Source organism: Brevibacillus choshinensis (genome assembly GCF_001420695.1).
GTDB lineage: Bacteria > Bacillota > Bacilli > Brevibacillales > Brevibacillaceae > Brevibacillus > Brevibacillus choshinensis.
The window spans coordinates 740,375-755,063 of sequence record NZ_LJJB01000010.1 but is presented as its reverse complement, the minus strand read 5'-3'; the positions used below and the strand labels follow the sequence as shown (position 1 = coordinate 755,063).

The following is a 14,689-nucleotide window of genomic DNA, read 5'->3' as shown; positions in this document are numbered from 1 at the left end:
GATAGGAAAGGGGAGCTCACCATGAGATCAAAACAAGAACAATGCCCGTACTGCGAAGGACAAGGGTATTTCCATCTGCTCCTGGGCGGAACGGAAAACTGTCCAAACTGTGAGGGATCTGGTACTCATCATCAGCAAGAGCCAGTCGCTACCAACAAATAATCACAATAGCGTACAAAAGCCGATCGCGTGAACAGCGAATCGGCTTTTTTGTACGGAGATAAAGGAAGCTAAGACTACGCCAAAAACTTGTTCAGACATTGACCTGTCCGGCTCATTTAGGCTACACTAAAATACGAATAAAGCCATCTTTTTCATCATCTGCGATGGTGAGTGAGTAGGCAGGAGGGCGTACGTCGATGAGCTTGCTTCAGTTTGTAGTATCCATCGTTCTTTTTACCGTGCTGGGATTTGGCATCGGATTTATTTTAAACATGATCTTGAAAACAACCTGGCTACCTGTTGTGATCGCGATCGGTGTGCTGGTAGGTGCACTGGTCTATCAAAAAATTGTCCCAGGCGTTTGGGACGCGCTTATTCTCGGCTGCGGAATGGCCGGTACAGTAGCCAGTGGCTGGACGATTCATACGCTGCGCAAAAAAGGATATCGGATGTTTTAAGCTTGTACAAAGGATGTTTTCCCCGCGGGAGTAAGGGGAGGCATCCTCTTTTTTTGCCTGTAAATTCAACTCTCAACACCGCTTTTATACACAGTAGTGTCTATATAAAACGATGTTTCAAAATTTTTTGTCATCCGGCAGGAAAAATGACAGACGTGCAAGAAAGTTCCGTTGTAGGTGTTGATCGAATCAAAATGTTTAAGACATTAAGGGGATGATTGGATGGAAACGAAAGGGTTGTATCAGGTATCATTGCCGCTTTCTTTTTGGAATGATCAAGTTCACGCCTATCTTGGGAAAAGAGACGGTAAGTGGACGATCGTCGATACGGGGATTTATGGTGTCGATACGAGAAAACGATGGGAATCGGTGTTTGCCCAGTACGGGATTGATCCGACCAAAGATATCGAACGCATTTTGGTGACCCATCACCACGCGGATCATTTCGGATTTGCGGGTGAAATGCAGGAATGGACAGGGGTAGAGGTATTGTTGCCCGAAGCCGAGCAAGAGCTGGCTGAACGTGCCTGGACGAAGGAAGGATTCCGTCGGTTTTACCAAACGACAGGACTGCCAGATGCGATGATCGATGAGCTACAGGACAATGCCACTGCCAGGAACCAACAGATCCTCCCTGTTCCTTCGCGAGTAATGGCCCTTCAGGAGGGTGACTCATTTTTCCTTGGCGAACTTCTATTTGAAGCAATCAACATGCCTGGTCATACAAGTGGGCATATCTGTTTTTACAATCGGGAAGAACAAATTCTGATCTCGGGAGATCACTTCACACGCGAGGTCGTACCTTATATTTCTTACCATGGCTATGGAGATACGAATCCGCTTGCAACTTATTTAGCTACGCTCAGACAGATGAAGAGTATGGAGATATCCCTTGTCCTGCCAGGGCATGGCCCTGCTTTTGCAGATGCGCCGGAACGGCTAAACGAGCTCATCTCTCATTTTGAGTCGAGGTTGGGCTTCGTTTGCCAGCAAGTGACGAAAGAAATGACTGCCTACGAAGTATCCCACACATTGGCGACGAAAGAACTGGCAACGTTCCAGCAGTGGATTCTGCTCGGGGAGACGAACGCGTACTTGCGCTATCTCGTCGCATCAGGCGAGCTTTGCGTTGCTACAGAATCAGGCGTTTGCAAATACAGCCGGACATAAAGAACACTGAGCTGTAACATTCCCGCAACACCTAACATACAGAATTTTTCATAAACAATCCAAAATTTGTGTATAGTTTCCTCCTCTTCGGGACATGACTAGAACCGAGAGGAGGTTTACCAGAAATGAATGGAAAGCTGTCAGTAAGTTTCTTCGCTCTACTCATCATGGTGCTGACGGGATTTGCGAGCGATGGATATGGCTATAATGCAGTAGGAGATCGCAGCATCCAAGCTGCCTTTGGAATCAGGGAAACCAAAGAGGGGCAGAGGGTCGTCAAAAAACGGACCGTCTCGGCCAGCTCATTCACTCAAGTCATCGATAAAACGGACGTGCTGCTGGATCAGTATCCAAAAGTGCGTGTTGTAGCGACAGGCTATTACGCCGGATTCGAGTCGACGGGGAAAAATCCGTCTCATCCGTCTTATGGAATTACATATTCAGGCGTTAAAGTGCGAAGAGACGATTACTCGACGATTGCTGCTGACCTGCGCATCTTTCCCATCGGAACGGTTCTGTACATTCCCGGTTACGGCTACGGAGTGGTGGCTGACAAGGGTGGCGCGATTCGCGGACATAAGATTGACCTGTATTTTGAGACCAAGCAAGACGTGTTCAAGCAATGGGGTAAAAAATCGCTGGATGTCTATGTCGTACGACGCGGTGATGGCAAGCTGACGGAAGCCTTTCTGAATAACCTGAACCAGAAAGGAATCGCCGCGATGGCGGAAGTCGTAAAGTAACACACAAAATTGAATAGCAAAAGCAAACCAAAGATGCTGCGTAGGCGGCATGAAAGAAAAAAGAAAAAACGTTCAGACCGTGATTCGGTTCTGAACGTTTTTGTACGTTATGGGTGAATGAGTGCGACGAGCTTTTCCAGTCCTTCGAGAATACGGGGAGAAGGACGGCAGTACAATCCTTCTTCGAGTAAATGAACGTGATTATTTCGGATGGCAGTCATGTCTTCCCATTCGGGGCGTTCGGTGATCATGGCTGGCTTAATTCGTTTGAGCTCGATGCCGCACCAGACGACGCAGATGTGATCGGGATCTCGCTCCATGACCATCTCCCGAGTCGCTTTCACATTTGCTACGGGATAGTCACTGAACACATTGATCGCTCCGGCAATTTCACTGACATCCGTGAGCCAGTTTTCCTGACCGGGTGTGTAGATCGGATTGGGCCACCATTCCCAGAACAGCTTGGGCTTGTATCCAAACTGCGAGGTCTGTTGTCGGATGGTTTCTACTCTTTCGTCAAAGTGAGTCGCGAGCTCTTCCGCTTGCTTGCGCGTTCCCGTCGCTTCTCCAACCAGGCGGATATCGGCGGCAATGTCCTTGATCCGTGACGGGTTCAGGACGATATGAGGAATCCCTCGTGCTTGCAGAGCATCCACGTTTGCTTCCATACCTGGAACGCTGAGGGAAGCGATGACCAAGTCAGGTGTAAGCGCCGCAACCCGATCCATATCGATCGTCAGATCCGGTCCCACTTTGGGCAAGTGCTGCCATTCCTCTGGCCAGTCGGAATGATCGTCCAATCCGACTACCTGATCACCGAGGCCAAGGTAATAGAGGATTTCCGTATTGCTCGGACAGATGGAAACGATGCGCATGCGAATTCCCCCTTTGGATACGCCTTAGAAAAACGGATGCACGAGGAGCGCAATCATGACTCCCAGCCATCCGCCGATCAATACTTCAATCGGTTGATGCCCGAGCAGCTCCTTCAGTTTCTTTGCTTTTTCTTGGTTTGGACGTACTTTGAGCGACCTCATCCCTTCCAGGAGATGGTTAAATTCATCGACTAGCTTGTTCAATACGACAGCCTGCATCCCGGCATGACGACGAACGCCGGCCGCATCAAACATGACGATGACGCCAAGAATGGCGGAGATGGCAAACATGTTGCTGGAAAAGCCTTCACGAAGGCCGACCGCAGTCGAGAGAGCGGTTACAGCCGAAGAGTGCGAACTAGGCATGCCGCCAGTACTCAACATCAGCGACCATTGCCATGTCTTGGTAGCGAAATAATTGAGGGGAATTTTGATAAATTGGGCGATTCCTATGGCAAGCAGCGCAGCCCATAAGGGGAAGTTTTCTAAAATATCCGCCACGGAAAATCCATTCCTTTCTACTGTACGCTTCTTTCGTATATTGTAACAGAAGGGCGTTGTCTCCATCCGTGAAGTTTTCGTTTGGATTTTAAGGACTGCCAATCTGTGATACCATAAGGAGGGCATCATGAAGCGTTTCACGAAGTTTTTCTTTTTTTGCAATGGTGAAACGGAAGGTGTGAACATCCATGCGGTATCCCGAACAGTATCTGCAGTTCATTGAGAAGTTCAATGAAGGTGAGTACTACGAATGCCATGATCTGCTAGAAGAGATCTGGATGGAAAACAAATCCGACAAATTCCTGCAAGGGCTCTTGCAAATGGCTGTCGGCCTGTATCATCGGGAATACGGCAATATCAAGGGTGCTCGCTGGATGATTGGCAACGCGCGAAAGTACCTGACCCGTTACGGTCCCATTCATTGGGGACTGGACGTAGAAGAAGTCATTCGATACATAGAAGCTTGCGAGAGTGCCCTACCTGATGCTGACGACATTCCGTATGTAGAAGCCAAAGCCATGGCGTTTCCGTCATTGCGTTTGCGTATCGACACATCGTAAGTAAACAATCGTTAAAACTACAAATGTGCACATAATTGTATCCTATCACAGAGAAAGAGGGAAGAGTATATGGAAGTAACCGTAGAAAAACGGATCCAACTGGTGAGTGTAGAATGCGATGAATTGATCGTTCCACTGTGGAAAGGGGAAGAACTGGCACAGGTATACCCTGAGCTCGAGCAAGCCTTTGGTGGCAGTCTAAGTGTATTGCAACAGGAGAAAGAAATCAGCGGGGACGCAAAAGCCGTTGCCGTGGTTCATGGGATGGGCAAGCTGACAGCGAAAAAACTGATCGTCGTCGGCATGGGCGCTCCGGAAAAATTTGATTTTGTTGCCGCTCGCAATGCATGGGGACGCGCTGCCAAGACAGTGGTATCCAAAGGCAAAGGAAAAAAGATCGCAATCGATTTGCCTACGACAGATAAACTTGCTGCAGACCGTTTGGCACAAGCTGTCACCGAAGCATTTGGATTGGCTGAATACAATTATGAAGGCTACCGTCAAAAGCCAAAGCGTGAATCAGCTCCAGTCGCATCTGTGCGTGTTCTGGCCGCCGATGATGCCCAAGAGCTGGTGCAGGCGGGGGTTCATGTCGGCCGAGCGCTCGTATCAGGTACCAATCTGGCACGGACGCTGGTGAACGAGCCAGCCAACTATTTGACCCCTCGCGCGTTAAAAGACGCTGCGGTAGAGGTAGCCAATCGATATGGCATGACCGTAGAAGTGCTGGAGCAGGCCAAGCTGGAAGAGCTGGGCATGGGGGGCGTTCTTTCTGTCGCAAAAGGAAGCGTGCTCGAGCCTTACGTGATTGCCGTCAAATATCAAGGAAGAGAAACCTGGGATGACGTGATTGGCCTTATCGGAAAAGGGGTAACGTTTGACACAGGTGGTATTTCCATCAAGCCAGTAGCGGGCATGGAAGATATGAAGTCGGACATGGGTGGAGCTGCCGCGATGATCGGTACGCTCGAAGCTCTGGGTCAGATCAAACCAAAAGTAAACGTGCTGGCAGTCATCGGCACCGTTGAAAATATGCCGTCTGGTACTGCTTTCCGTCCAGGCGATGTCATCACAACCATGAGTGGCAAAACCGTGGAAATCATTACGACGGATGCGGAAGGCCGTCTCGTACTGGCGGATTGCATCACGTATGCAAAAGAGCAAGGTGTTACGTGTCTGGTAGATGCGGCTACTTTGACCGGAGGCATCGTGGTGGCATTGGGTCACTTCTGCTCGGGTGCGATGACGAATGACAAGGCGCTCATGGATGAATTGCTCGAAGCCGCTGACGTTGCAGGTGAGCGTCTGTGGCAGCTGCCGACATTCGATGAGTATCGTGACCTGAACAAAAGCCGTTTTGCCGACTTGAAAAACTCGGGTGGCCGCTACGGACACGGGATCATCGGTGGCGTGTTCCTGCAGGAATTCGTGGGAGATACGCCATGGGTTCACCTGGATATCGCAGGGACAGCTTACAATGCCAACACAGGCGACATGCAGCCTTCTGGCGGTACCGGCGTCATGACCCGGACGATTGTTCAGTTTGTATCCAACCGCAGCCAATCCTAATTCCAAAAGGAGTGTTGAAATATGGTACAAAATCCAAGTAACGAAGTACGTAAAGGGCTACTGGAAGAGGCGAAAACAATTGCTGTGGTAGGCCTCTCCAACAAGCCGGATCGCACCAGCTACATGATCGCTGACGCTATGCAGCATGCAGGCTACCGTATCATCCCGGTCAACCCAATCATCGCGGGTGAAACCGTTCTGGGCGAAAAAGTAGTGGCTAGCCTGACGGAGATCGACGAGCAAGTCGACATCGTAAATGTATTCCGTAAGAGCGAAGACATCGTCCCAGTGGCTGAGGAAACCAAGAAAATGAAGCACAAGCCAAAAGTATTCTGGATGCAGCAAGGAATCTCCAACGATGATGCCGCTGCCTTAATGAGTGAAGAGGGCATCGCTGTCGTCAACGACATGTGCATCAAAGTGGATCACGCTCTGCTGCGTGTCGGCAAATAAGACTCGCACAAACGCAGGAAGCAGCAAACCCTCGCATGATCGCGAGGGTTTTTGTGCACGGATTCCTAAGAGCCATGGAGTGTGCAAATCTACCTTGCAGGTTTGTGCAGGATATGGTAAGAAGGGAAGAATAGAAGGAAGACAGGAGGAGTGGGCTACATGTTTTTTAATCAAACAACAACGAATACACAACGTGACCGCATCCCGCCCAATCAGAAGCAAACGACAGGCTTTCCGGTACTCCATTACGGAGATGTCCCTCAATATACGGATCTATCCACGCAGTGGAGCTTTCGTCTGTTTGGCCTGGTAGAAGAGGAAGTCACGCTGTCTTACGAGCAAATGATGGCAATGCCAAGAGGCGGCACAACCAACGACATCCACTGCGTGACGGGCTGGAGCAAGCTCGACAACGAATGGGAAGGCATCCCGGTGGAAGAAGTACTCAAGCTGGTCAAGGTAAAGCCGGAAGCAAAATACGTCATGCTGCACGCGGAGCACGGCTGGACAGCGAATGTGCCGCTAAAAGACTTCATGACCGCAGGCAACTTGTTTGCCAACAAGCACAATGGACAGGAATTGACTCCTGATCATGGCTGGCCGTTGCGCTTTGTCATTCCCCATCTCTATTTCTGGAAGAGCGCCAAATGGGTGCGCGGGATCGAATTTTTGGAGAAAGACAAGCAGGGCTTCTGGGAGAAAAACGGGTACAACATGTATGGCGATCCTTGGAAGGAACAGCGGTTTGCGTGGGATTGATGAGTTGACGCTGTAATAGTAAAGAAATAATTCGTAGGGGTATCGTATGCAAGCTCTTTGGAGAGCGAGCATGGGATACCCCTATTTGTTATCTTAGATTGGCCAAATGCTTTTTGTCATATATAGTCAGATATTCGTCTCCAAGATTCGTTGATCTACATACATTAAGAAGGAATTTAAGGGTACGCAACTACGAGAATGGATAATTGTGAACAATCATGAGTTAAAAAGAAGGTGAAAAAATGTCAGTCATTAGAGTCCCAAGAGATCAGCCGACCATTCAAGACGGAGTGAATGCTGCAGGCGGTGGCGACGTTGTTCTGGTCGCAGACGGCATATACCATGAAGATGTTGTACTGGCTGAGAAACTCAATATCCGTGTCATCGCGGATGGTGACAACGTCGTACTTGATGGAGGGGGGATCCTGGCGATTGCTTTCACCCTCCAGGTTTCCTTGGGAATCGAAATCAAAGGCTTTACAATCCAGAACTATGTAAATGTCGGCATTTTTTTAGACGATAGTTCGGAAAACAATTTAATTCGTAACAGCATTAAGAACGTGGGTGCTAATGGAATTGAGCTTGGGGGTAGTGTTGGGGTTTTAGTTTGGCAAAACAAGATAGAAAATGCTAGTGGGAGTGGTATTAAGGTTTTTGGCAAGTCTTCCTTTCTAGTAGAGAATCACATTCTAAATGCCGGGAATCACGGAATTGAGACTGCTTCTACATCAAGTCTTTTGGTAGCGGAAAACAGCATAGAGGGAGCTGTTGGCAATGGACTTCAAATTTCTTCAAGCTCCAATAACTTTATCGTTAAGAACCGCATCCAAAAAAGCCAAGGAAACGGGATCTCACTTGATGCTTTCAGTGGTGTCATTTCGGATAATCATGTGAAGAAGAATCAGCAAAATGGAATCTTTGTCGATGTAAACAGCGAGGCAAACAGCATAGAGGAGAATGTAATTGAAGAAAACAATCAAAATGGAATCGAGATTAACGGAAACAATAATGCTTTCATTCGAAACAGGGTAGACAACAATGCCATCTTCGACATTGTTGATAACGGAACAAACAACCGCTTTGTTGACAATCAATGCATGACCAGCTCCCCCGCCAGTATTTGCTTGGAGAAAGTAATCGGAGTCATTCGAGTTCCAGTCGATCAACCTTCTATTCAAGCGGCGGTTGATGTTGCCCAAGCTGGAGATGTCATCCTTGTCGCAGATGGGGTATACCATGAAGCGGTTGAAGTATTTACACCTTTTATCCGTATCATCTCGGAAGGAAGCAATGCCGTCCTTGATGGAAAGGGAATCCGTTCCAATGCGTTTTTTCTTAAGTTTGCTCCCAACATCGATTTTGTCTCGGGGATAGAGATTAAAGGGTTTACTATCAAAAACTATGTAAATGACGGGATTTTTGTTCAATTCGGGTCGGGTAATAGTTTCATCCGTAATAAGATCAAGAACGTTGAGGGGAATGGAATCGAGTTTCTGAATGCTGGCAATATTGGAGCCAATCTCATTTGGCAAAATACGATAAATGAAAGCGCCAGCGGTATACGCATGGAAGAAAGCTTCGTGCTAAGCAGTATTCTTGAAAATAAAATAACATCCGTTCGCAATCATGGAATTGATCTCAATACTACATCTAACCATTTGATTTGGAAAAACAAAGTAGAACATGCAGGAGGTGCCGGTATACGAGCTTTTACCAGTAGTCCGACTGGAATTTTAAAAAATGATGTGCAAAACAACAAGAGCAACGGGATTCACCTTGAAGGTACTCTCTTTGCTAGAGCAACTACCGGTAATCTGGTTGCAAATAATATCAGTAAGAGTAACAAAGGAAAAGGCATCTTTATTGACAAGAGTGTCGTCAGCATTATCGAGGAAAACAACGTTGAAGAAAACAAGAGAAATGGAATTGAGTTTAATATACAAGGTACTTCTCTCATTCGAAACAGGATAAAGAATAATACGCCTTTTGATATGGTGGACAGCAACAATCACTATGTTGACAATCAATGCATGGCCAGTAATCCTGCGGGCATCTGTGTCCAAAAAATACTGTCGGTCATTCAAGTTCCGCGCGATCAGCCTACCATTCAACAGGCAGTCCAGGTTGCCCAAGCTGGCGATGTTATTTTGGTGTCGGATGGGGTATATCATGAAACCGTCGAAGTGAACACAGACTTTATCCGTATCATAGCCAAAGACGACAATGTCATTCTGGATGGCGAGGGAAAACGGGCCAATGCGTTCTTCCTGTTTCCATCTGCAATCCCTAACGCAATCTCGGGAGTGGAAATCAAAGGGTTTAAGATAAAAAACTACTGTAATGACGGCATCCTCGTCGTGAACGGTATTGTTAACAGTCTTATCAATAACCGAATCAATGAGGTCAGCGGCAACGGGATTGAGCTTCTCACCACAAATGGCAGCCTGGTTTGGAGAAGCAAAGTGGAAGAATCCGGGATAGATGGAATCCGGGATTTTGGATCGGAAAACTATATCATCGAAAATCATGTACGGAAGAACAAGGAAGAGGGAATATCTATCGAAGGAATGAATTCGCTCGACAACGTGATTACGGATAATGATATCGAGAAGAATGACGGAAGCGGAATCTTGATTAACGCTAACAGCACGTTCAACGTCATCCAGGAAAATAAGATAAAAGAGAATGACAATGGGATAGAAATAAACGGGAATCAAAACGCTATCATTCGAAACAGGCTTAAGCAAAATAGGCGCACCGACATCAAAGATAACGGAGCTGGTAACCACTACGTCAAAAACCGATGCATGAACAGTGATCCGTCAAGCATTTGCAGCCAAAAAATCATTAGAGTAATCAGAGTCCCTGGCGATCAGCCTACGATCCAAAAGGCAGTCAATGTTGCCCAAGAGGGCGATGTCATCCTGGTGGCAGATGGCGTATACCATGAAGCCATTGAAATAAATACAAACTTTATTCGTATCGTCGCGGAAGGTGACCATGCTGTCCTTGATGGTGAGGGTGCGCTCTCCAATGCATTTTCGCTGGAAGCAAGAGGAGTCGAGATTAAAGGATTTACGATCCGGAATTATGTAAATGATGGATTCCTGTTGATATTTGCTGAAGCGATCATTTTGATTCGCAACCATATCAAAAACGTTGGGGGAAATGGAATCAAGCTTTCGGATTTTAACACAGTATGCTTAATCAGGCAAAACAAAATAGAAGAAGCAGGCGGCAGCGGTATCCAAATGGATAGCCTTAGCTCCCAAAATTACATCCTGCAGAACGATATTCGAAACAATCAAGGCAGCGGGATTACTGCTTTAGGGTTTGGCGGGGACGTGATCGCGAAAAACGTAATCACGGAGAATAAAAGAAGCGGAATCTTTGTCGGTGCAGGTACAGACTTTACCGTCATCCAGGAGAACACGCTGAAGGAAAACAAAGAGAACGGAATAGAACTGCACGGAAGCAATCACGCTATCATTCGAAACAAGTTAAAAAACAATACCCCCTTTGACATTGATGACCTCAGCAACAACTTTGTTGAAAATAGTTGCGCAACCAGTAATCCTCAGGGGATTTGCGGAAGGAATTAGTAGAGTAGAGCTGTTACATCAGGGTAGCCAAGACGATTCGTTGAAAGAGCAGCGGTTTGCGTGGGACTGATGACCTGACAGTTTCATCATAAGGGGATTAAGAAAATGGGTATTGTATGTTAGCTCTTTAAGAAGCGAGCATATAATACCCATTTAGACATTTACGGCTAAGTGACCGGACCACCAATCGTCTATTTTTTAATACATAGACAAGTGTTCTTCTCCAACTCTTGTTGATTTACATACATTGGTATCTGCGGGGACAAAAAAATTCCTCCTGGAAATGGATGATTGTTAGATAAATATGTAAATAGAAGGTGGAAAAATGACGGTCATCAAAGTCCCGAGCGATCAGGCTACGATTCAAGACGCCGTGAATGTTTCACGAGGTGGGGACGTCATTCTTGTCGCAGACGGCATTTATCGCGAAGAAGTAGCTGTAGTTGAAAAATTCGATATCCGTCTGATAGCAGATGGTGACAATGTCGTGCTTGATGGAGAGGGTGTTCGGTCGAATGCATTTACACTCCAATTTTCCCTGGGAATCGAGATCAAGGGATTTACAATCGAGAACTATGGTAATGTCGGCGTTTTATTAGAGAACTCGGAGTGCAGATTGATTCGTAACAGCATTAGGAACATCGGTGCCAATGGTATTGAGCTTCAAGAGGGCCTTGCGCTCTTTGCCTGGCAAAACACAATAGAAAACGTTAGCGGGAGCGGTATCTTGATTTTCCGTCAATCTTCCTTTCTTATCGAGAATCAGATACGAAACGTTGGCACTCATGGAATTGAGGCCGTTAATACAACCGGTTTATTAGTTTTGGAAAACCACATAGAGGGAGTTGGTGGAAACGGACTTCAACTCTCCTTTAGTTCCAATAACTATATCGTCAAGAATCAAATACAAAACAACAGAGGAAACGGGATATCACTTGATTCTTTTAGTGGCGTCATTACGGCAAATCATGTTAAGAAGAATGAGGGAAATGGAATATTCGTTGAGGCAACCAGCGAGGTAACCATCATCGAGGAAAACGTGATCGAAGAAAACAATCAAAACGGGATCGAAATAAACGGAAACAATAATGCTTTTATTCGGAACAGAGTAGAGCGTAATGCGATCGTTGACATCGTTGATCATGGAACAAACAACCACTTTGTGAACAACCAATGCAAGACCAGCGTCCCCGCCAGCATTTGCTCGGAGAAAGTAATCGGAGTCATTCGAGTTCCAAGCGATCAACCTTCTATTCAAGTGGCGGTTGATGTTGCGCAAAGGGGTGATGTGATCCTTGTCGCGGATGGGGTTTACCATGAAGCGGTTGAAGTATTCACACCTTTTATCCGTATCATCGCGGAAGGAAACGATGCCGTCCTTGACGGAAAGGGGATCCGTTCCAATGCGTTCTTCCTTACGTTTGTTCCTTTCTTCGATCTTGTTTCGGGAGTGGAGATTAAAGGTTTTACAATCAAAAACTATGTAAATGACGGAATTTTCGTTCGATTTGGTGCTGGCAACAGTTTCATCAACAATAAGATCAAGAATGTGGGGGGGAATGGAATTGAGGTTGTGAATACAAGTGTATCAGGAGGTAACCTCATTTGGCAAAATCACATACAAAAAAGCGGCAACGGTATCCGCGTTGACGATAGCAACACTGACATCAATATTCTTGAGAATCACATAACAGACGTTCGTAAAAGTGGTATTGATCTCAATTTTACAGTTGACCATTTCCTTTGGAAAAACACGGTAAAGGATGCAGGGGGTAACGGCATACGTGCTTTTGCCAGTGCTGCGACAAGTATTCTTAATAACGATGTGCAGTGCAATGATAGCAACGGGATTATTCTTGAATTCACTCTGTTACTAAGAGGAATAAGTGGCAGTCTCATAGCGAATAACAATGTTCGAGGGAACAAAGGAAGAGGTATCTTTATCAACAAAAGCCCCTTGAGTATCGTCGAGGAAAATAACGTTACCGAAAACAAAGGAAATGGAATCGAGTTTAACATCGGAAACACCTCTCTGATTCGAAACAAGGTAGAGAATAATAAACCCTTTGACATCGTCGATAGCAACAACCACTTTGTCAACAACAGATGCAAGGCCAGTAATCCTACGGGCATCTGTGCTGAAAAAGTAGTAGCGGTCATTAAAGTCCCCGACGATCAGCCTACCATCCAAAAGGCAGTCAATGCTGCCCAAGAGGGCGATGTCATCCTGGTGGCAGATGGGGTGTACCATGAAGCAGTTGAAGTGGCTACAAGTTTTATTCGTATCATCGCGGAAGGTGACGATGCTGTCCTTGATGGTAAGGGAAAACGGGCGAATGGATTCTTCCTTTTTCCAGCCTCGCAATTTACTGAAATTTCGGGTGTAGAGATTAAAGGATTCAAGATAAAAAACTACTGCAATGACGGCATTCTCGCTGTAAGCGGTTCTTTTAACAGCTTTATCAATAACCGTATAAAAGAGGTCAGGGGAAACGGGATCGAGCTTTTGAACTCAACGGGCAGCCTGGTTTGGAGAAGCATAGTGGAAGAATCCGGGGCGGATGGAATCCGGGATTTTGGACAGGAAAACTATATCATCGATAATCATGTGCGGAAGAACAAGCAAGAGGGAATCTCTATTGAAGGAATCGATTCTTTCGATAACGTGATTGCGGATAATTATATCGAGAAGAATGCCGGAAGTGGAATCTTGATCAGCGCTGACAGCACGCTCAACCTCATCGAAGAGAATAAGATAAAAAAGAATGACGAAGATGGGATTGAAATAAACGGAAATAATAACGCTATCATTCAGAACAGGTTCAAAAAGAATAGACGTGTAGACATCGATGATAACGGCACCGGTAACCACTTCGTCAATAACAAATGCAAGACCAGCGACCCGTCAAGAATTTGCCGCCAAAAAATCATTCGGGTCATTCGAGTTCCCTCCGATCAGCCTACGATTCAACGGGCAGTCAATATTGCCCAACCTGGGGATGTCATCCTGGTGGCAGATGGGGTATTCCATGAAGCGGTTGAAGTGAGCACAAACTTTATTCGCATCATCGCGAAAGGTGACAATGCTGTCCTTGATGGGGAGGGTACGCTCTCCAATGCATTTGTTCTGGCCGCTACAGGAGTTGAGATTAAAGGATTTACGATCCGAAACTATGTAAAAGATGGTATCCTGATGAATTTTGGTGTAGCGAACAGTTTGATTCGCAACCATATCAAGAACGTTGGGGGAAATGGAATACTTCTTACCAGCATGAACTTACTCTGGCAAAACAAAATAGAGGAAGCAGGCGGTAATGGTATACAAACGAATGGCCTAAGCGACCGTAATTACATCCTGCAGAACGAGATTCGAAACAATCAAGGCAGCGGGATTGCTACTTTCGGAGATGGCATGGACGTGATCGCGAAAAACGTGATCACCGAGAATAAAAGAAGCGGAATCTTTCTCGGTGGGAGTACAGACTTTACTGTCATCCAGGAGAACACGCTGAATGAAAACGAAGAGAACGGAATAGAACTGCACGGAAGCAATCACGCTATCATTCGAAACAGGCTAAAAAACAATACCCCCTTTGACATTAATGATCTGAGTAACAACCTTGTTGAAAATCGTTGCAGAACCAGTAATCCTGCGGGTATTTGTGGGAGGACTTAGTAGACTGGAGCGGTTGCTTTGGGATAGCCACGGAGATCCGTGGAAGGAACAGAGATTTGCCTGGGACTGATACAAAATATAAAAATAGCTGTCATTGGTTGGTCGAGCAACGGACCGACCATATGACAGCTATTTTTATTGGAAAAGTGCTACATAAAAAC

General features: G+C 46.3%; 12 protein-coding genes. 10 read left to right on the top strand and 2 right to left on the bottom strand.

All coding sequences use genetic code 11. From position 1 onward, the window contains the following. Nucleotides 1-21 precede the first annotated feature (21 nt). From AN963_RS31190 to AN963_RS13840, 4 genes are all read left to right on the top strand, one after another. Nucleotides 22-162 carry a YuiA family protein gene (locus AN963_RS31190; protein WP_161827283.1) on the top strand — a complete coding sequence of 47 codons (141 nt, stop codon included), beginning with the start codon at nucleotides 22-24 and terminating at the stop codon, nucleotides 160-162. A gap of 197 nt (nucleotides 163-359) precedes the next feature. Beyond that, the gene (locus tag AN963_RS13850; protein ID WP_055745158.1) at nucleotides 360-620 is read left to right on the top strand and encodes a YuiB family protein; all 261 of its coding nucleotides are present in this window, start codon (nucleotides 360-362) and stop codon (nucleotides 618-620) included. Nucleotides 621-842: 222 nt separating this feature from the next. Then, nucleotides 843-1,790: an MBL fold metallo-hydrolase gene (locus tag AN963_RS13845; protein ID WP_055745157.1), complete on the top strand. Its 948-nt coding sequence runs from the start codon at nucleotides 843-845 to the stop codon at nucleotides 1,788-1,790. A gap of 125 nt (nucleotides 1,791-1,915) precedes the next feature. Then, nucleotides 1,916-2,533 carry a 3D domain-containing protein gene (locus AN963_RS13840; RefSeq protein WP_055745156.1) on the top strand — a complete coding sequence of 206 codons (618 nt, stop codon included), beginning with the start codon at nucleotides 1,916-1,918 and terminating at the stop codon, nucleotides 2,531-2,533. Between the two features lie 107 nt (nucleotides 2,534-2,640). On the opposite strand, the gene AN963_RS13835 is transcribed toward AN963_RS13840, so the two are convergent. Beyond that, nucleotides 2,641-3,408, bottom strand: coding sequence for a cobalamin-binding protein (locus AN963_RS13835; RefSeq protein ID WP_055745155.1), 768 nt, complete (start codon nucleotides 3,406-3,408; stop codon nucleotides 2,641-2,643). A 24-nt stretch (nucleotides 3,409-3,432) separates the two neighbouring features. Beyond that, nucleotides 3,433-3,909 (bottom strand): divergent PAP2 family protein, encoded by a 477-nt coding sequence (locus AN963_RS13830; RefSeq protein WP_055746296.1) that lies wholly within the window; start codon nucleotides 3,907-3,909, stop codon nucleotides 3,433-3,435. 188 nt (nucleotides 3,910-4,097) lie between these two features. On the opposite strand from AN963_RS13830, the gene AN963_RS13825 reads away from it, so the two are divergent. The 6 genes from AN963_RS13825 (at nucleotide 4,098) to AN963_RS13800 (ending at nucleotide 14,528) form a co-directional block, all read left to right on the top strand. Then, a complete protein-coding gene (locus AN963_RS13825) occupies nucleotides 4,098-4,469 on the top strand; it encodes a DUF309 domain-containing protein (RefSeq protein WP_055745154.1) in 372 nt (123 codons plus the stop codon). Nucleotides 4,470-4,538: 69 nt separating this feature from the next. After that, a complete protein-coding gene (locus AN963_RS13820) occupies nucleotides 4,539-6,038 on the top strand; it encodes a leucyl aminopeptidase (protein WP_055745153.1) in 1,500 nt (499 codons plus the stop codon). Between the two features lie 21 nt (nucleotides 6,039-6,059). Beyond that, nucleotides 6,060-6,491 (top strand): CoA-binding protein, encoded by a 432-nt coding sequence (locus tag AN963_RS13815; RefSeq protein ID WP_055745152.1) that lies wholly within the window; start codon nucleotides 6,060-6,062, stop codon nucleotides 6,489-6,491. A 159-nt stretch (nucleotides 6,492-6,650) separates the two neighbouring features. Next, a complete protein-coding gene (locus AN963_RS13810; protein ID WP_055745151.1) occupies nucleotides 6,651-7,250 on the top strand; it encodes a sulfite oxidase-like oxidoreductase in 600 nt (199 codons plus the stop codon). 242 nt (nucleotides 7,251-7,492) lie between these two features. Next, a complete protein-coding gene (locus AN963_RS13805; RefSeq protein ID WP_055745150.1) occupies nucleotides 7,493-10,852 on the top strand; it encodes a right-handed parallel beta-helix repeat-containing protein in 3,360 nt (1,119 codons plus the stop codon). Between the two features lie 325 nt (nucleotides 10,853-11,177). After that, nucleotides 11,178-14,528, top strand: a complete 3,351-nt coding sequence (locus AN963_RS13800; protein WP_055745149.1) for a right-handed parallel beta-helix repeat-containing protein — start codon at nucleotides 11,178-11,180, stop codon at nucleotides 14,526-14,528. Nucleotides 14,529-14,689 lie beyond the last annotated feature (161 nt).